The sequence below is a fragment of the Pseudoalteromonas sp. J2K-J599 genome (assembly GCF_059295115.2).
Genome location: NZ_CM200271.1, coordinates 2,565,903 through 2,583,095, shown reverse-complemented (window position 1 = coordinate 2,583,095; position 17,193 = coordinate 2,565,903). Strand labels below are relative to the sequence as shown.

The following is a 17,193-nucleotide window of genomic DNA, read 5'->3' as shown; positions in this document are numbered from 1 at the left end:
CAACATGTAGCGTAAAACCAACGTAATTTTAGTTGAACAAAATCCAGTTCGTGGTATGTTTCTGCCAATCAAAAAAATAATAGGAATTCACATATGCCAAAGGCGAGTGATGTTAAAAAAGGTACTGCTATTGACTTCAATGGCCGCGTTTTAGTTGTAAAAGATATTGTGCGATCTGTGCCGCAAGGTCGTGCTGGTGGTAGTTTATACCGTATGCGTTTATACGATGTGGTAACCGGTGGTAAAGTTGACGAAACATTCAAAGACAGTGACATGCTAACGCTGGCTGATTTAACACGCCGTGAAGTAATGCTATCGTACATTGATGGCGACGAGTATGTGTTCATGGATAATGAAGATTACACGCCTTACAACTTAAACAAAGATGCTATTAGCGAAGAAATTTTATTTGTTAATGAAGAAACGCAAGGCGTACACGTCATTGTTATTGATGGCGCGCCAGTAGGACTTGATTTACCGTCAAGTGTTGAACTTGTTGTTGAAGAAACAGACCCATCTATCAAAGGTGCATCTGCAAGTGCTCGTTCAAAACCTGCACGTATGTCTACTGGCTTAAATATTTCTGTGCCAGAGCATATTTCAACAGGTGACCGTATCCGTATTAATACTGTTGAACACAAATTTATGGGTCGTGCTGAAAAGTAACTTGTAAATTATAATTTTAAAAGCCGAATCTGTATTTAACAGCTTCGGCTTTTTTGCGCGCGGGGATTTGTTGCTTTAAATTTAATCACGTTAGCGTTAGAATAAGCGCCGTATTTTTGAGCAACTTTAAGGGGTAGCTTTGTTTATAGTTTTACTAAGCAGTGCATTTATAGCTTTAATGTATTTAGAAACCATTAAAAAAGGCATGCCAATTAAACGATGGCTGATTTTAGGCGGTTTACTTGGACCTGTAGCCTGGTGCTTGTTTAATCTACATTATCGTCGTGCTTTAGTTAGAAATGTAGGAATAAATGCGTGTATATGGCGCCCTTAATTTATCGATGCCACATTTTTATTTTTTCTAATTAAGCTTGGGGCCGCTTTAGTTTGTTGCTGCTTTAAAAATTCAGTAAATTCACTTTTTGATAGTGGCTTAGAATAGTAATAACCTTGTACTGTTTCGCAATTAAGCTTTTTGAGTATATCAATTTGATGGGCTTGTTCTACACCTTCAGCCACTACATGTAAATCAAGGTTATGCGCAATAGTGACTATTGAGTCGACCATATTACGGCCACGTTCGTTGGTCATGTCATCTATAAATGCTTTATCTACTTTAAGTGTATTAAGCGGAAATTGCTTTAAATACGCTAATGATGAATAACCAGTACCAAAATCATCCATTGCTAAATGAATACCTCGGGCACTTAACGAACGCATAATTGCAATGGCTTCTTTAGGGTCATCCATTACAGTACCTTCTGTTATTTCAAGCTCTAAAAAGTAAGAAGGTAATTCATTTTTTTGCAAAATAACGTCAATACGAGAGGTTAAATCGGGGAGGCTAAATTGCTTTGCTGATAAGTTGACAGCTACTCGGCCGCTAAATAAACCGTTATCTAGCCATTCTTTTACGTCTCTGCAGGCTTTGTTTAATACCACCTCACCAATTTCAATTATTTGGCCCGTTTCCTCGGCTATAGGTATAAAAACTCCCGGACTAATAATGCCTTTTTTGGGTGTAATAAAGCGCACTAATGCTTCCATTCCGGTTAGCTTGCCTGTGCGAATATTCATTTTTGGTTGGTAGTACACTTCAAAATGGTCTTCTTTTAAACCAAAGCGCATGAGGTTTTCAATTTGCAGTCGTTTAACGGCTTGACGGTTCATCGTGTCGTTAAAAAATAAGTAGCTGTTACCTTTCTTTTTAGCATGATACATCGCGGTATCTGCATTTTTTAAAAGCAGTTCAGGTGTATTACCGTCTTCTGGGAATAATACAATACCTACACTTGAGGTGATTGCTAGTTCGTGGCCTGCCATTTTAAATGGTGTAGCAATGGCTGCTAAAAACTGTTTAGCCATGCGTGTAATTACATGTATGTCGTTAGTGTCAGACATTACCAGAGCAAACTCATCGCCGCCTAAACGATAAAACACATCATTTTCGCGGGTTAGTTTATTTAAGCGCATTGCTAGTTTAGCTAATAAGCTGTCACCTAGCTGATGTCCTAACGAGTCATTTATTTTTTTAAAGTTATCTAAATCGAATACAAGCAAGGCGTGATGCGAATTGAGTTTTACTAGTTTATGCAAATCAGTAAAAAATAAATTTCGGTTAGGCAGACTGGTTGTGCGATCTCGATTCGATAAGTTATGTAATTGCGATTCTGCTTTTTTACGCTCTGTTAAATCTGAATATACAACGACATAATTAGTTATTTGATTTTGATCGTTTTTAATTTCATCTATGGATATTTCTATCGGTAATAAAATACGCTCACTATTACGAAGCTTCACTTCTTGTTGAATATGTTCGCACTCTTTTACTATTTCAATAATTCTGTTTGTGTAGCTTGGCTCATACCCAGATAGGCTAAAATCTTTTCCTAAGTATTGTTCGCGTACGCCACCAAACAAGGTTAAAAAGCTAGGGTTTATATCAACTAGTTTAAAGTTTTTATCGTAAATTGCTAAGGCGTCAGTAAGCGACTCAACACATTTTGCAAAAAGGTTTAAGCGCTCTTCAGTTGATTTTAACTGTGATATATCGCGAACGGTACCTGTCATTCTAAGGGGGGATAAGTTGGCGTCTTTTTCAATTATTTTTCCGCGATCGAGCACCCAGTGCCAACGACCAAAAGTATCTTTGATTCGGTAGGTGGCTTCAAAAAAAGCAGACTGCTCTGCAAAGTGCACTTTTAGCAAGTGCTCAACGTTATTAATATCGTGAGGATGGATAAGGCCTTTATTTGGTGGAAACCCCATTAACGTAGTTGAGTCCATTAAATACTTATCGTTAATACGAATAACTTCGCCTGTTTTTATGTTCCAGTCCCAAAGTGTATCGCCGCTACCTTCTACAGTACTTTTAAGGCGTTTTTCCGAAAGTCGAAGTTGGCGGCGTGAACGTCTAAGTTTATGGATTACAAATAACAGGTACGGCAAAGCAAGCGCTATAATGGCGCTTGCTAGTATAAGTATATTGTCTGAGTTGTAATTAAGTGATGACTCAAAGGCAAAAAGCTCAAATGAGTAAGCAAGTACTACAAGCATGCTTAGTTTTATTATTGTTTTTATCATTTTTTGATTACTTCTAATTTACAAATGATAATTTAAAACAAGCTAAACCTAGAGTCAAAGAGATTGAGAGTAAACGGGCATATTTTGAGATTTACTGACTTTCGCCGAGCTTAAAAGCTCATATCTTGGTCTATTATCATCAAATAGGCTTAGTGCATAAACTTTTACTTCTCTTAGTGTTAGTGCGTTTAGGGCATCTAAAAGTCGCTGCTGCATATGAAATTCATGATCTCTGTTACCAATAGCAAGCCATAACCGTTGTGAGCGCAGGCGCAAGTTTTTATCTTTTTCTGCAATATGAGTACTAAGGCCATGTTTTTGCTGTTGCCAATCGTTTTCATCAAGTGCATCAATGTTATCAAGGTATTTTTTAATAAAGCTGTTATGGCGATGTAATAATGTTTTTGCATCAAACTTAGGTGACTGCACATAAAATGCTATTCCAGCACGAGTATTAAAAGGTGCATAACCTGCGCCAACTAAATAACCTAGCTGTTGTGTTGTTCGTAACTCGTTAAAGTAATCTTGATTAATTAAATGATTTAACGCCATCATTTTTACTTTTTCGGCCACGCAATCCGTTTGCGCCTGATAGTAAACTACCATGGCATGGTCGCTACAAGGAAGTTCTAACTCGTAGCGAGTTACTTTTTTAATTTCAAAAAGAGGGCGTCTTAAATCTTCAATTATGGCTGCGTTTTTTAGGTGTGCGGCGACCTTTTTTTGAAAGGCTAATGCATCACTTTGCTGCCAGTTACCATGTAAAAATGATTCAACATGTAGTGCTTTAAAAAAGTCTGTTCTGAACTCATTAAATTGCTGAAAACAGGTGTTTTTTAATGCCGATGCAAGCTCCCCAGGTTGAGGGTTCCAAGGCATTATTTTTGCGCCTAAAATACTAAACAACTCACTGACTGGTTTGTTTTGGTTGCTATTGCGCCAATGCCTTACAAGTTGTTTTTTATATTCAGCAAAGCGTTTTGCACAAATTTCTACATTAAATAAAGCATCTATTAATTGATCAACAAGCTCTAACTGGCTAGATGAAAGCCCTGCGGTATGTAGAGTTAACCCACCTTGATGCGAGGTTAAGTGATAGCTAAGCCCCGCAAGTTCTGCAGGATAAAATTGCTCGCCCACGCTATCCATAAATAAATCTGTAAATAAGCGGGTGAGTGCCATATGTTTTACATCTTTTACGGCAAAATCAGAATCCATGGCCAAATAAAAATGACCTTTAGCAACACGAAATGTGTTGTCTTGTTTAAACCAAAAATCAAAACCGGGTTCTTTTACTAATAACTCGGGTTTTGTTTGTGGTTTTATGACATCAAATAACACCACTTCTTTTGTTAAATAAGGATTAGCGGTAGGCAGCAGCATTTCGCTCAGCGGTTTATTTATCTCGCTAAGTGCATCAAGCCAACTAGGTGAAATATGTTCTACTTTATATGGTGTGTTGTACCATGCGGTTTTATGTTCAGGCTCTACATCTGGATGTATAAGTACGATGCGCATATTATGTGGCGTTAACCACTGCATGGCCATTTCGTGGGTCGCTTTTTTAAAGCCTTCCATTAAATAGTCGCCTTGCACGTAGTTTGCTTCATCGTAATGCTGCATATTAATGCTTAAATTACTGACCCAATCAATCAAGCGTGACTTTTCTTGGTTATCGAATGCTATTTGTAATAGATTTTTTTTATCTTGATATAAACGCGGCAATTTTTCGGTGTTATCGTTAATTAAGCAAATGTATTCAAACACCATTTCAATAATGTCTTCGAAGTATTCAATACCTTCATCGGTAAGCGCTAAACTAATATTAAAGTCTTTAAAGTTGCTGCCATTAATACCACCGCCAGCAGAAAGCGCGTTTATCCAGCCTTGCTCTTTTAAAATAGAATAAAGAGAACCCGCGCCTTCATAGCCAAGTAAATGGGCAATGAAACTCACTGTTTTGTGGCGATAAAAGTCGTCAATATTAGGCATAGCAAAACTTATGATAAGTTTTTGCATATGCTTATGCGGCTCAATATGGAGTATTTTTCCTATGTCTTGTTTGCGATAGAGAGGCTCACTGATCTCTGGCTTTTTGAGGTTTTTATTACCCTTAATTGCGCCAAAGTAAGTTTGTGCCCAGCTTTGTAGTGTGTCTAATGTTTCGTTTGCGCAAATAACTAAAGTCATCCACTGAGCTTGGTACTGGCTATTAAAAAAGTCGCGAAGCTCATCACTAATACAGCGCTCTCTGTCAGCTAAGGTTTGTAGGTTTCCTACAGAAAATTTAGCAAATGGATGAGCTGGATTTACCGTTTCTTTGTGGGCTTGATAAATACGGCGACCATCGTCTTTTATTTTTAGTTTAAACTCGGCTTCAATTGCGTTGCGTTCTTTTTCTGTTTCGGCTGAATTTAAAAGTGGCGCAATAAAAAAACGGCTAAATTGGGTAAGCGCCTGTTCAAATTCTTGGTTATTAATATCAAAAAAGTAACAGGTATGCTCTGTGCCAGTCCACGCATTAGTGTTCCCGCCAGCTTGCGAAACAAAATTATTAAAACTGCCTGAATCTGGGTATTGGTCTGTGCCTAAAAAAAGCATGTGCTCTAAAAAGTGTGCTAGGCCTTGCCTATCAAGAGGATCGTCAAAATGCCCGGCGTTAACTGCCATTGATGCTGCCGCTTTTGTAGAATCTTTATCTTGCACTAATAGTACTTTTAGACCATTGTCCAGTGTAAAGGCGCGGTATGCTCTGTTATCATTGCGGCTGATATTCAAATGATGCTCCTGAAACTAAACGTTTACTTGTTAACAACAGATGATGGCTTCAGGAAAGCGAAATACAGCTTAAAGATTTACCTGAATCTCATGAAAGAATTATTTAGAAATAAATAGATTTATGTTGTTAATATAGCTGACAAATGGGCAAACTGGCTACTGTTTTATATTCTTTAATCGGTTGATTTTTTATGAAAACAATCCTAATAATGCGCCACGGCGAAGCAACACCCATGCAGGCTGATGATGCAGGTAGAAATTTAACCCAAGCAGGGCACGATGAAGCTGAAAAAATGGGCCTTTGGCTCAGTAAAGCACATTGCCCTGATGCACTGTTAGTTAGTCCTTACATTCGTGCACAGCAAACAGCTGCAGGTGTGGCTAAAAATAACGTATTTAAATTTAGCGAAACCACATCCGATATTATCCCCGAAGGCAAACCTCAAATTGCTGCTGACTATCTTGAAACGCTTATTGCTACTCATCCCCAATGCAATACATGGCTTATAGTGGCACACATGCCTATTGTAAGTTATTTAGTGGATCAATTAAGCCCTGGTAATATGCCAATTTTTAATACAGGTGCTGTTGCTGTTATTAGTTATGATGAGCAAACCCAGCGTAGTAGTTATATAAGTATAAATGCCCCAGAAAACCTTTAAATAATTGAGAAAAGTATTATGACGATAGAACGCTTACAAACAGGTGCGCGCATGAGCCGCATAGTAAAACATAATGGCACTGTGTATTTATGTGGGCAGGTATGCGCCGACGCGCAAAAAGGTATTAAAGAGCAAACTCAAACTATGCTTGATAAAGTAGAGGCGCTGCTTGATGAAGCAGGGAGTTCAAAAGAACACATGCTTAGCGCGACTATTTATGTAAAGAGCATGGAATACTTTGCTGATATGAATGCAGTATGGGATGCATGGGTACCCGAGGGTTATGCGCCTGCACGTGCCTGCGTAGAAGCTAAAATGGCACGTGATGCACTACTTGTTGAAATTTCAGTAGTTGCAGCTTTAAAAGAATAATAGCTTTAATGAATCGCTCCCCCGTTGTACTTATCACAGGCTCTAGCCGAGGTATTGGCGCAGCTACCGCACTATATTTTGCAAAGCATGGTTATGATGTTTGCATTAATTATAAAGCTGATTTAGCTAGTGCGAAGCTAGTAGCCGATCAAGTAAGAAGCTTTGGCGTTAGAGCTCAAGTTATAAAAGCAGATGTATCGAAAGAGGCAGATGTTTTGGCGTTGTTTGATTTTATTGATAAAGAATTTAGCCAACTTGATGTACTAATAAATAACGCCGGTATTTTAAAACCACAAATGCCCTTGTTAGAAATGAGTGCTAAGCGCATAAACGAAGTTTTGACTACAAATATTACCAGTGCTTTTTTATGTAGCCGAGAGGCAATAAAGCGAATAGGAAATGGCGGTAGTATTGTTAATGTTTCATCGGGGGCCGCTAAAACGGGCTCTCCTAATGAGTACATTGATTATGCAGCATCTAAAGGTGCAATGGACACATTTACTATTGGCTTGGCAAAAGAGGTGGCAAGTAAAGGTATTCGAGTTAACTCGGTTAGACCTGGGCTTATTTACACTGATATACATAGCGATGGCGGTGAAAAAAATCGAGTCGATCGTCTTAAAAGTAAACTACCCCTTGGCAGAGGCGGTACACCCGAAGAGGTTGCTGCAGCAATTTACTTTTTAGCTTCCGAGCACGCTTCTTTTACATCGGGTAGCTTTGTTGATGTAGCCGGCGGTTTGTAAGCTAAAGTAGTAAAGCTAGCCAAAACGTAAAGCTAATAACACTTAAGATAGTAGAAAGTACGACAGCCCCAGCAAGAGTAGCTTCATGTTGCTTTATTTGAGTCGCAATAAGATAAGCATTTACGCCAACAGGGGACGCACTTAAAAATACCAATACATTAAGTATTTGCGTGTCTAGCTTAAACACATAAGTGCCTACCAATAAAACTAACGCAGGCAATAAAAATATTTTTAAAATTGATGCTATTAACGCCGGTTGCCAATTTGCAGCTATTTTATAAAAAGCTAAATTTGCACCAAGTACAAATAGCGCACAGGCAATTGCTGGTTTAGCTAATAGCTCCAAACTATTTGCTAAGTCGGTAAACAGTGTAACTCCTAATATGTTTAATATAAGCCCGCACCCAATACTTAGTACTATTGGGTTTAACACCATACTTTTTCCAAAGTGCGACCACGAAAATTTATCGCTACTACCTTTAGCGCCTATTAAAAAAGTAAGTGCAAATAACAATGTGCTATGAAAAGTAATGATCATAAATGCAATGGCTATCATCTCTTTGCCAAGCGAGGCAATAACAATAGGAATACCCACTAACACCATATTTGAATAGCTAGAAGCAAGTCCAAAGACACCGTGTTGTTGGTAATTTTTTAAATGTTTTTTACTTAAATAAAAGCGGTCAATTAAAATACCCACCCCAAATACACTCAGAACAGGTATGTAAAAGCTCAAAAATGCAAAAAGGCTAATGCTTTGCTGTAAGTTAATTTGCGACATATTTAATAATAAAAAAGCAGGCAAACTAATATAAAAAGTAAACTTACTCAGGCCTGCGATATGCTGCTTTTCGAAAAATTTTAATCGGCAACAGCTATAACCAAGCGCAACAATAAAAATGAGCGGAAAAATAATTGAAAAAATATGCACGTAGTTACATCCTAGTAATGGCTAAAGTTAGCGTCTAAATTCATCACTTTGCGGTAAATTAATTAAAATAAGTACAGCGCCTCTTCCACCATATTCGAGAGGGGCTTGGTGCATCGCTATTACGTCAGGGTGCTGTACTAAATACTGCGGTACTTTGTGCTTTAGTACACAGCCACCAATACCATGCACTACACATGCACAATAATAATGCTGCTTTTTACATTCGTGAATGAGTCCAGCGAGTTCGTCTTTAGCAAGTTCTTTATTTAAGCCGTGTAAATCTAGCGTCAAATCGGGTGCAAAGTCACCACGGCGAAGCTGTTTAGCTAGGAAAGTATCTTGGCCAGGTTTTACATATTTAACCGTGCCGTGGGTGTCTATATCGGGAATATAAACGTCTGAGAAGAAAAATTCAGATTGAGCCTGCTTTTTTTGCTGGGCAAATTGCTTAGCTTGTGACACCTTAGGCTTTGTATCAAAACGATGAGTATCTTGTTTAAATACTTTGGCGCCTGTGATCGTTTGACGAAATAAGCTTATGTCGTCATTGCTTAGGGACGAATGTGATGGAGTGTCTTTTTTCATAACTATTACCTAAACAAAAAAACGTAAAAACGCAGCGCAAAAGGCGGTACAATACTTAAATGAGGGGCAATTGTAATTTGCCCAGCGCAGATAGGCAATGCAATCGTCTTAAAGACTCAAAACAGTCAGTAAGCTAATACAGGTAAAAATATATGAGCGATTTACAAATAGAAGAAGCAACACTCGAAGAAGCCGTTGCAGAACTGTCAACTTTACATGACTGGTTACGTTGGACTACAAGCCAATTTGCAAGTAGTAGTATATTTTTTGGACACGGTACAGATAACGCATGGGATGAAGCTGTAAGCTTATTACTGCCTGCGCTTAGCTTGCCTGTTGATGCGCCAAAAGAATTAATGCACGCGCGTTTAACAAGCACAGAGAAAAATCGACTTGCTGGTCTTATTGCAGAACGTATTAACGACTGCACACCAGTACCTTACTTAACAAACATTGCATGGTTTGCGGGTATGCCGTTTTATGTGGATGAACGTGTACTTATACCTCGCTCACCATTTGCCGAGCTTATTAGTAACCGCTTTACGCCGTGGCTTGAAGAGCCACAATCTGTAAACCGTATATTAGATTTATGTACAGGTTCGGGTTGTATCGCAATTGCACTTGCGCAAGCTTTTGAGCAGGCACAAGTTGATGCGGTAGATATATCGTATGAAGCGCTTGAAGTGACAGACATTAACATTAACGATTACATGTTAAGTGATCGCGTGTTACCGATTCAGTCTGATGTATTTAGCGGTGTACCAGGTCAAAAATACGACCTAATAGTAGCAAACCCACCATATGTTGATGCAGAAGATATGGCTGACTTACCACGCGAATTTCATCATGAGCCAGAGCTTGGGCTTGCATCAGGCCACGATGGTTTAGATGTAACCCGTACTATATTGAGCGAAGCGAGTGAACATCTAACTGATAACGGTTTGTTATTTGTAGAAGTTGGTAACTCTATGGTACATATGGATGCACTGTATCCGGGCGCGCCGTTTGAATGGATTGAATTTGAACAAGGCGGCTTAGGTGTATTTGTAATTAGCAAAAAGCAGCTAGATGAGTATTTTGCAAAATAAGTAAAAAATGAATAGCCAAGCCCTGTGCTTGGCTATTGGTAGTCATTAGGAATGAGGAAAGTTAATGGCAGGTAATAGCATTGGGCAGTTATTTAAAGTGTCCACCTTTGGTGAGAGCCACGGCGTTGCATTAGGCGGCGTTGTTGATGGTACTCCCGCAGGTCTTGAAATCACAGAGGCCGACTTACAAATTGATTTAGATCGCCGAAAACCAGGCCAAAGCCGTTATACAACGCAGCGCCGTGAAAGCGATCAAATAAAAATATTAGCAGGCGTTTTTGAAGGTAAAACCACAGGTACCAGCATTGGTTTATTGATTGAAAATACCGATCAACGCTCGCAAGATTACGGTAAAATTAAAGATGTATTTCGCCCAGGTCATGGCGATTACACGTATTGGCATAAGTACGGCTTGCGCGATTATCGCGGTGGCGGTCGTTCATCTGCACGCGAAACCGCGATTCGCGTAGCGGCAGGTGCTATTGCTAAAAAATACTTAAAGCAATTTCATGGTATTGAAGTTAAAGCATGTTTAAGTCAGCTTGGCCCTATTAAGGCGGAAACGTTTGACTGGGATGAAGTGGAAAATAACTTATTTTTCTTCCCTGATGCAAGTAAGCTTGAAGCGCTTGACGAATATATGCGTGACCTTAAAAAGCAAGGTGACTCAGTTGGCGCTAAAGTAAAAGTAGTGGCAAGCAATGTACCTGTTGGTCTTGGAGAGCCAGTATTTGACCGTCTTGACGCCGAACTTGCGCACTCATTAATGAGTATTAACGCGGTTAAAGGCGTTGAAATTGGTGATGGCTTTGATGTGGTTGAGCAAAAAGGCTCTGAGCATCGTGATGAACTAACCCCTGAAGGTTTTACATCAAATCATGCAGGTGGCGTACTTGCGGGTATTTCGACAGGGCAAGATATTATTGCTTCTATTGCGCTTAAGCCAACGTCGAGTATTACTATTCCAGGTAATAGCATTAATACAAGCAACGAAGCGGTTGAGATGATCACTAAAGGTCGTCACGACCCGTGTGTAGGTATTCGTGCAATACCGATTGCAGAGGCAATGATGGCCATTACCTTAATGGACCACTTACTGCGTCAACGCGGACAAAATCCACATGTAAACCACGAACATGGGCCAATTAATGGCTCTGTGTAAGTATTTATAATTATAAAAAACGCGGATTACCGCGTTTTTTTATGTCTGTAATTTAGTTAGGAGCCTTTCAGGAGTTGTTCAAGTAGGTCCTATATACTGCGAGAAGGAGGGTAGTAATCATGAACGATAATATTAATGAACACTCACAAATAAAAGCCCAAGCTGCAATAGCCCGCTTAGAACGTTTCAGTAAGTTAACGGATAGCAGCATTGGTATTCCTTTTACTAAATTTAATATAGGTTTGGAGGCTGTGATTGGCTTAGTCCCTGTTATAGGTGATGCTGCAGGGCTAATTTTATCAAGCTATGTGCTTATAGAAGCGCAGCGCTTAGGTGTGAGTAAACGTATAAAGACTAAGATGATCATTAATATGCTCATAGATTTTGTGGGCGGCTTAGTGCCATTTTTTGGCGATATATTTGATGCGTTTTTTAAAGCTAACACGCGTAATACACAACTATTAAAAAAACATTTAAACAAGTAGTTAAGTGAGTAATTAATAGCTTTAAGTAACCGTTAGCAAAGAGACTTTAAACAAAATGTTGTTGGTTGTTTAATCACCTAGTAAGGTAGGAGCGTCTATTCACTTTGGTATTTACAATATGCAATTATTCATCGGTAATAAAAACTACTCCAGCTGGTCATTACGCGCATGGTATTTAATGAGTAGGTTTGATGTTGAGTTTAGTGAAACCCAGCTGGTACTCGACACCCCTGATTTTTACAATGAACTAAAAAAGACCTTTGCTGTGCAAAAAGTTCCAGCGTTAATCGATGGTGATTTACAGGTTTGGGATTCATTAGCAATTTGTGAATATATTAACGATGCTTACTTATCGGGCGCTGCATGGCCAAAATATATTACCCAAAGAGCTAAAGCGCGTGCGCTAAGCGCTGAAATGCATTCAGGCTTTATGGCGCTGCGCAGCGAAATGCCAATGAATATAAGAGCTACCCGTAAAGTAGACCTATCGAGCGAAGCATTAAAAGACATAGCCCGTATAGACGAGATATTTGCACAGCAACAAGATGTGTTTCCAAATGAGAGGTTTTTTGGTGACTTTAGTATTGCTGATGCTATGTACGTACCTATTGTATTGCGTTTAAAAACATATCAAATTACGTTATCGCCAGAGGCGCAACAATATTGTGACTTAGCTATGCGTTGCCCAGTATTACAAGTATGGATCACTCAGGCATTAACCGAAACCGATATTGTAGAGTGTGATGAAGCAGGAACGCCTGTATAATTATTGTTTTTCATATGGCATGTTCTATGCCTTAAAATCATAAGTTTAAACTAGGCAGCTCATGTATCTAAATCACCCAAGGTATGGCAATAAACCGATAACTACCAATACCTCAGTGACAATAGAGACGATAGAGAATGCGCACTGGCGTTACTCGAGGCTTAAATACTTCCCTGATACGGTAATATTGGCAGATATAAAAAAGCAAAACTATGCCATTGACCCTCGGGCACTTTATGTTGATATTGAAGAGAAGTGCGAAAGTTGCTCTAAGGCATTTATTTTTTTTGCTCAAGAGCAGCAATATTGGTTTGAGGTACTTGATTTTTGGGTTGATTCACACTGTACACGTTGTTTTGAATGCCGTAAGCATGCCAGATATATACTAACTCTACGTAAACGGTACGATATGTTAACTAGCTTAGCCAATAAAACCTCAAGTGAAAAAACACAGCGTAAAGAACTTGCCAATACGCTTTACTGTTTAGGTATTATTAAAAATATCAATAAAGTGAAAGATTAATCCGCTTATATTTTACTATCCCGCCTTATTTTTACTTTAGTTGTAAAAGCCCGTACAATTCGTCTCGTTTTTAGTGCGCTAATATGGCGCTGTAACCGAGACGAATTAATCAATTTTTATGCATCAAATAGCTGATCTAATTTCAATTTTTGAGCACACTTTTTATCAAAGTCACAATACACGACTGATAAAAGGCGATTGTGAGCCTGTGTATTTACCAGCAACAGAGCAGGTGCCATATCACCAAGTTGTATTCGCTCATGGTTTTTACGCGAGTGCACTGCATGAAATTGCACATTGGCTAGTAGCAGGCGATGCACGTCGTTTACAAGAAGACTACGGTTATTGGTACTGCCCCGATGGGCGCGACAAACAAAAACAAGCTGAGTTTGAAAAGGTAGAAGTAAAGCCCCAAGCCATCGAGTGGTTATTAAGCACCGCAGCAGGGTTTAATTTTAATGTGTCGGTGGATAACTTAAACGGCGAGCAAACATGTCGGTTTGATTTTCAGCAGCGAGTACATGCACAGGTATTATCGCTAATCGAAAATGGCTTTAACTCCCGTACAGAATCACTTTTAAAAGCACTGTGTGATTTTTACAATACACAGTGGCCATTAACAGCGCAGCAATTTAATTGGCAGCATCCAAAGGAGCTTTGTAATGGCGTTTAAATTAGGCTTAATTGTAAACCCTGTAGCAGGTTTAGGCGGCACAGTTGCCTTAAAAGGCAGTGATGGCGCACACACAGCCGCTAAAGCAATTGAATTAGGTGCAGAGCCAAAAGCAAATAGCCGGACAAAAGCAGCGCTTGAGGTGCTATTACCTTATAAAGAACGCTTAACTATTTACACTGTTAACGGTGACATGGGTGAGCAAACAGCAAAAGCTTTGGGCTTTAATGTAGAGGTTGTATACAACACTTCAGCAATAACAACCCCAGATGACACAGAACAAGCCGCAAAAATACTTAAAAACTCTGGTGTTGATTTAGTCTTATTTGCTGGAGGCGATGGTACAGCGCGTAATATTTGCCATGCAATAGAGGATACCATTCCCGTACTTGGTATTCCCGCAGGTTGTAAAATTCATTCTGGTGTTTACGCTATTACGCCAAAGGCTGCAGGGCGCGTAGTCGAAATGCTGGTTAAGGGGGAGTTAGTTACCTTAGCTGACGCAGATGTAATGGATATAGATGAAGATGCTTTCAGGCAAGGCACAGTAAAAGCCAAACGCTACGGCGAAATGCAAACACCTAGCGAAGTACGCTATATGCAAGCGGTTAAAAATGGCGGTAAAGAAACCGACGAACTCGTACTTGCCGACATTGCAGCGCATGTTGTATCGCAAATGGATGAAGACACATTTTATATTATGGGTAGCGGCTCAACGGTTGAAGCCATAATGGAAGAAATGGGGCTTGAAAATACGTTACTTGGTGTTGATTTAATAAAAGATCAAACCTTAGTTGCCCAAGATTTAACGGCTAAGCAATTGCTTGAGCTTACACATGATCAAAGTACTAAGTTAGTCATTACGCTCATTGGTGGGCAAGGGCATATATTTGGCCGTGGTAACCAGCAATTGAGTCCTGTGCTTATACGCGCAATTGGCAAAGAAAATATTATTGTAGTAGCAACTAAAACAAAACTACAAGCGCTTAATGGTCGCCCCCTTATTTGTGATACAGGCGATGGCGAATTAGATGATGAATTAACCGGTTATATTAAAGTAACCACCGGATTTAACGACCATATTATGTATGCAGTAGGGCACCACAACATTGAAAATACAGGTGCTTTGCAAAACCAGGAGATTAATAAATGAGTTTAGTGAACTATATCGATGCAGCCCAGCAGTACTTCGATGATTTAGTAATAAAAGCAACTGACGATGAGTTATTTGCTGGCGGCTATTTACGAGGTCATTTTGATCTTGCAGTTGGTTATGCCGAAGTAGAAAAGCTGACAATCAGTATAGATGAGCTAAACGAAACTGTAGAGCAAAGCTTAGTTAAAGCATATCGCAACGGCGAGCTTAACGAAGAAGACAAGGCATTAGTTGCACGCTTGTGGGAAGAAGTTAAAGCCCTCGCTTAACCCTAAGTGTTACAAAAAACACGATGTGTTTATCACTATCGTGTTTTTTTGTGCCCAAAACTTTTAAAGTAGATTTTCATGTTAATTTACTGTTTTGTTTTTATGCGATATTGTTACTAAAATAAATTTTAGGAACAATAAGAATGAATAATAATCAAGATGCTTTACCTTCAGGGGTTGTAGCGCGTTTTTTAAACTTTGTTGAGCGAGTAGGAAATAAGCTTCCAGATCCAGCCGTAATATTTCTGTTTGCAATGTTATTAATTTGGTTTTTGTCGTGGTGGTTTTCAAGCGTGAGTTTTGATGCAATTGACCCACGTACCGGTGAAGCGATTATTATTAATAATATGCTGGCAAGTGATTCGCTCGCTACTTTTTTATCCTCTATGGTAAAAACCTTTACTGGCTTCGCTCCCTTAGGTGTTGTTTTAGTAGCTATGTTAGGTGTCGGTGTTGCAGAGCATTCGGGCTTTATTAATACCGGTCTTAAGTTAATGCTTAAAGTGACTCCTAAAAAGCTATTAACGCCTTCAATCATTTTAGTGGCCATTGTGAGCCATACCGCTACTGACGCAGGTTATGTATTAGTTATTCCACTTGCTGGTGTTATATTTTATGCTGCAGGACGCCATCCACTTGCGGGTATTGCAGCTGCATTTGCAGGAGTCAGTGGTGGTTTTGGCGCTAACTTTATTCCATCAGGGATTGATCCATTACTACAAAGTTTTACCCAAAGTGCGGCGCAAATAATTAATCCTGCAATAACAATTAACCCGTTAAATAACTGGGCATTTGCTTCAGCATCTAGCTTATTTATTGTGGCATTAGGCTGGTACATTACCGATAAAATTATTGAACCACGTTTACAAAAAACAGCGATTGATGGTGCTAAAGAGGATTTACCTGTATTTGAAGATGCACGTAGTGATGAAAAACGGGCCTTTTATATAGCCAGTACCGTGATGATTGCAGGACTTGCGTTATTAGCATTTGTCTCTGCTCCAGACGATTCTGCAATGCGCAGTAGTGACGGATCCCTTACTAATTTTAGCTCTCCTTTAATGCAATCAATTGTGCCACTAATATTTTTACTTTTTTGGATTCCAGGCACTGTATATGGATTTACGGTAGGCACTTTTAAAACTTCAAAAGATATGATTGATGCTATGAGTAAAGCGATGAGCGGTATGGCATATTATATCGTCATGGCGTTTTTCTGTTCGCTGTTTATTGCTGCATTTAGTAAATCAAATTTAGGTGCACTGCTCGCAATTGAAGGTGCGCAGTTATTAAAGGCGATGGAATTGCCAAGTGCAGTAACGGTTGTAGGCATTATCTTTTTAACTGGCTTTGTTAACTTGTTTGTAGGTTCAAGTTCAGCAAAATGGGCGTTACTTGGCCCCATTTTTGTACCGATGTTAATGCAACTTGGCATTTCGCCAGACTTAACTCAAGCCGCTTATCGTGTAGGTGACTCAAGCTCTAATATTATTACACCGTTAATGCCATACTTCCCATTAGTGGTGGTGTACTGTCAAAAGTATGTCAAAGGCACAGGTATAGGCACTTTAATTGCTATTATGCTGCCGTTCTCAATTGCCTTTATGATTGGCTGGAGTATCTTTTTATTAGGTTACTGGGCACTTGGTATTCCTTTAGGTTTAGATGCAAGCTACATTTATCCAGCATTGCCTTAGCCTAAACCTTTATGAACCTCACTCACTTGAGTGAGGTTTTTAAATAAAAGT

General features: G+C 39.3%; 18 protein-coding genes. 14 read left to right on the top strand and 4 right to left on the bottom strand.

Annotated features, from left to right (window positions below; translation table 11 throughout):
- Positions 1 to 93: 93 nt before the first annotated feature.
- Both efpL and AC5NT5_RS11760 read left to right on the top strand, forming a co-directional pair.
- Entirely contained in the window at positions 94 to 666 is a 573-nt protein-coding gene (gene efpL / locus AC5NT5_RS11765; RefSeq protein WP_002962153.1) for an elongation factor P-like protein EfpL, read from the top strand.
- Positions 667 to 805: 139 nt separating this feature from the next.
- On the top strand, positions 806 to 1,000 hold the full coding sequence (locus tag AC5NT5_RS11760; protein WP_024604473.1) for a hypothetical protein: 195 nt from the start codon (positions 806 to 808) through the stop codon (positions 998 to 1,000).
- On the opposite strand, the gene AC5NT5_RS11755 is transcribed toward AC5NT5_RS11760, so the two are convergent.
- Positions 997 to 3,249: a sensor domain-containing protein gene (locus tag AC5NT5_RS11755; protein ID WP_494514057.1), complete on the bottom strand. Its 2,253-nt coding sequence runs from the start codon at positions 3,247 to 3,249 to the stop codon at positions 997 to 999. The genes AC5NT5_RS11760 and AC5NT5_RS11755 overlap by 4 nt on opposite strands.
- A gap of 54 nt (positions 3,250 to 3,303) precedes the next feature.
- Positions 3,304 to 6,027 (bottom strand): insulinase family protein, encoded by a 2,724-nt coding sequence (locus AC5NT5_RS11750; RefSeq protein WP_494514058.1) that lies wholly within the window; start codon positions 6,025 to 6,027, stop codon positions 3,304 to 3,306.
- Positions 6,028 to 6,218: 191 nt separating this feature from the next.
- On the opposite strand from AC5NT5_RS11750, the gene sixA reads away from it, so the two are divergent.
- The 3 genes from sixA to AC5NT5_RS11735 are packed head-to-tail and all read left to right on the top strand — an operon-like array spanning position 6,219 to position 7,807.
- Entirely contained in the window at positions 6,219 to 6,689 is a 471-nt protein-coding gene (gene sixA / locus AC5NT5_RS11745; protein WP_024593905.1) for a phosphohistidine phosphatase SixA, read from the top strand.
- Between the two features lie 18 nt (positions 6,690 to 6,707).
- Entirely contained in the window at positions 6,708 to 7,061 is a 354-nt protein-coding gene (locus tag AC5NT5_RS11740; RefSeq protein ID WP_002962161.1) for a RidA family protein, read from the top strand.
- Positions 7,062 to 7,069: 8 nt separating this feature from the next.
- Entirely contained in the window at positions 7,070 to 7,807 is a 738-nt protein-coding gene (locus AC5NT5_RS11735) for an SDR family oxidoreductase (protein WP_494514059.1), read from the top strand.
- Between the two features lies 1 nt (position 7,808).
- Here AC5NT5_RS11735 and AC5NT5_RS11730 read toward each other — a convergent pair whose 3' ends face one another.
- Positions 7,809 to 8,738: an AEC family transporter gene (locus AC5NT5_RS11730; protein ID WP_494514060.1), complete on the bottom strand. Its 930-nt coding sequence runs from the start codon at positions 8,736 to 8,738 to the stop codon at positions 7,809 to 7,811.
- Positions 8,739 to 8,765: 27 nt separating this feature from the next.
- The gene (smrB, locus tag AC5NT5_RS11725; RefSeq protein WP_494514061.1) at positions 8,766 to 9,323 is read right to left on the bottom strand and encodes an endonuclease SmrB; all 558 of its coding nucleotides are present in this window, start codon (positions 9,321 to 9,323) and stop codon (positions 8,766 to 8,768) included.
- Positions 9,324 to 9,475: 152 nt separating this feature from the next.
- On the opposite strand from smrB, the gene prmB reads away from it, so the two are divergent.
- The 9 genes from prmB to AC5NT5_RS11680 all read left to right on the top strand — a co-directional run bounded on the left by prmB (position 9,476) and on the right by AC5NT5_RS11680 (position 17,142).
- Complete coding sequence (gene prmB, locus AC5NT5_RS11720; protein ID WP_007377743.1) at positions 9,476 to 10,411, top strand: 50S ribosomal protein L3 N(5)-glutamine methyltransferase; 936 nt, start codon at positions 9,476 to 9,478, stop codon at positions 10,409 to 10,411.
- A 64-nt stretch (positions 10,412 to 10,475) separates the two neighbouring features.
- On the top strand, positions 10,476 to 11,573 hold the full coding sequence (aroC, locus tag AC5NT5_RS11715) for a chorismate synthase (protein ID WP_008138551.1): 1,098 nt from the start codon (positions 10,476 to 10,478) through the stop codon (positions 11,571 to 11,573).
- A gap of 119 nt (positions 11,574 to 11,692) precedes the next feature.
- Complete coding sequence (locus AC5NT5_RS11710) at positions 11,693 to 12,058, top strand: DUF4112 domain-containing protein (protein ID WP_494514062.1); 366 nt, start codon at positions 11,693 to 11,695, stop codon at positions 12,056 to 12,058.
- A gap of 118 nt (positions 12,059 to 12,176) precedes the next feature.
- Positions 12,177 to 12,824: a glutathione S-transferase family protein gene (locus tag AC5NT5_RS11705; RefSeq protein WP_494514063.1), complete on the top strand. Its 648-nt coding sequence runs from the start codon at positions 12,177 to 12,179 to the stop codon at positions 12,822 to 12,824.
- A 61-nt stretch (positions 12,825 to 12,885) separates the two neighbouring features.
- Entirely contained in the window at positions 12,886 to 13,347 is a 462-nt protein-coding gene (locus AC5NT5_RS11700) for a zinc-ribbon domain containing protein (protein WP_182673894.1), read from the top strand.
- A 118-nt stretch (positions 13,348 to 13,465) separates the two neighbouring features.
- Entirely contained in the window at positions 13,466 to 14,020 is a 555-nt protein-coding gene (locus AC5NT5_RS11695; RefSeq protein ID WP_494514064.1) for an elongation factor P hydroxylase, read from the top strand.
- The gene (locus AC5NT5_RS11690) at positions 14,010 to 15,173 is read left to right on the top strand and encodes an ATP-NAD kinase family protein (RefSeq protein ID WP_494514065.1); all 1,164 of its coding nucleotides are present in this window, start codon (positions 14,010 to 14,012) and stop codon (positions 15,171 to 15,173) included. The genes AC5NT5_RS11695 and AC5NT5_RS11690 overlap by 11 nt, the downstream gene beginning before the upstream one ends.
- Positions 15,170 to 15,445 (top strand): YfcL family protein, encoded by a 276-nt coding sequence (locus AC5NT5_RS11685; protein ID WP_309168567.1) that lies wholly within the window; start codon positions 15,170 to 15,172, stop codon positions 15,443 to 15,445. Before AC5NT5_RS11690 ends, AC5NT5_RS11685 begins: the two co-directional genes overlap by 4 nt.
- 143 nt (positions 15,446 to 15,588) lie before the next feature.
- On the top strand, positions 15,589 to 17,142 hold the full coding sequence (locus AC5NT5_RS11680; protein WP_494514066.1) for an AbgT family transporter: 1,554 nt from the start codon (positions 15,589 to 15,591) through the stop codon (positions 17,140 to 17,142).
- Positions 17,143 to 17,193: the final 51 nt, after the last annotated feature.

Excerpts from the sequence above, each read along its gene's own strand:
- efpL (WP_002962153.1), top strand. The coding sequence starts at position 94 with ATGCCAAAGGCGAGTGATGTTAAAAAAGGTACTGCTATTGACTTCAAT.
- AC5NT5_RS11755 (WP_494514057.1), bottom strand. The coding sequence starts at position 3,249 with ATGATAAAAACAATAATAAAACTAAGCATGCTTGTAGTACTTGCTTAC.
- sixA (WP_024593905.1), top strand. The coding sequence starts at position 6,219 with ATGAAAACAATCCTAATAATGCGCCACGGCGAAGCAACACCCATGCAG.
- AC5NT5_RS11740 (WP_002962161.1), top strand. The coding sequence starts at position 6,708 with ATGACGATAGAACGCTTACAAACAGGTGCGCGCATGAGCCGCATAGTA.
- AC5NT5_RS11735 (WP_494514059.1), top strand. The coding sequence starts at position 7,070 with ATGAATCGCTCCCCCGTTGTACTTATCACAGGCTCTAGCCGAGGTATT.
- smrB (WP_494514061.1), bottom strand. The coding sequence starts at position 9,323 with ATGAAAAAAGACACTCCATCACATTCGTCCCTAAGCAATGACGACATA.
- prmB (WP_007377743.1), top strand. The coding sequence starts at position 9,476 with ATGAGCGATTTACAAATAGAAGAAGCAACACTCGAAGAAGCCGTTGCA.
- aroC (WP_008138551.1), top strand. The coding sequence starts at position 10,476 with ATGGCAGGTAATAGCATTGGGCAGTTATTTAAAGTGTCCACCTTTGGT.
- AC5NT5_RS11710 (WP_494514062.1), top strand. The coding sequence starts at position 11,693 with ATGAACGATAATATTAATGAACACTCACAAATAAAAGCCCAAGCTGCA.
- AC5NT5_RS11705 (WP_494514063.1), top strand. The coding sequence starts at position 12,177 with ATGCAATTATTCATCGGTAATAAAAACTACTCCAGCTGGTCATTACGC.
- AC5NT5_RS11700 (WP_182673894.1), top strand. The coding sequence starts at position 12,886 with ATGTATCTAAATCACCCAAGGTATGGCAATAAACCGATAACTACCAAT.
- AC5NT5_RS11695 (WP_494514064.1), top strand. The coding sequence starts at position 13,466 with ATGCATCAAATAGCTGATCTAATTTCAATTTTTGAGCACACTTTTTAT.
- AC5NT5_RS11690 (WP_494514065.1), top strand. The coding sequence starts at position 14,010 with ATGGCGTTTAAATTAGGCTTAATTGTAAACCCTGTAGCAGGTTTAGGC.
- AC5NT5_RS11685 (WP_309168567.1), top strand. The coding sequence starts at position 15,170 with ATGAGTTTAGTGAACTATATCGATGCAGCCCAGCAGTACTTCGATGAT.
- AC5NT5_RS11680 (WP_494514066.1), top strand. The coding sequence starts at position 15,589 with ATGAATAATAATCAAGATGCTTTACCTTCAGGGGTTGTAGCGCGTTTT.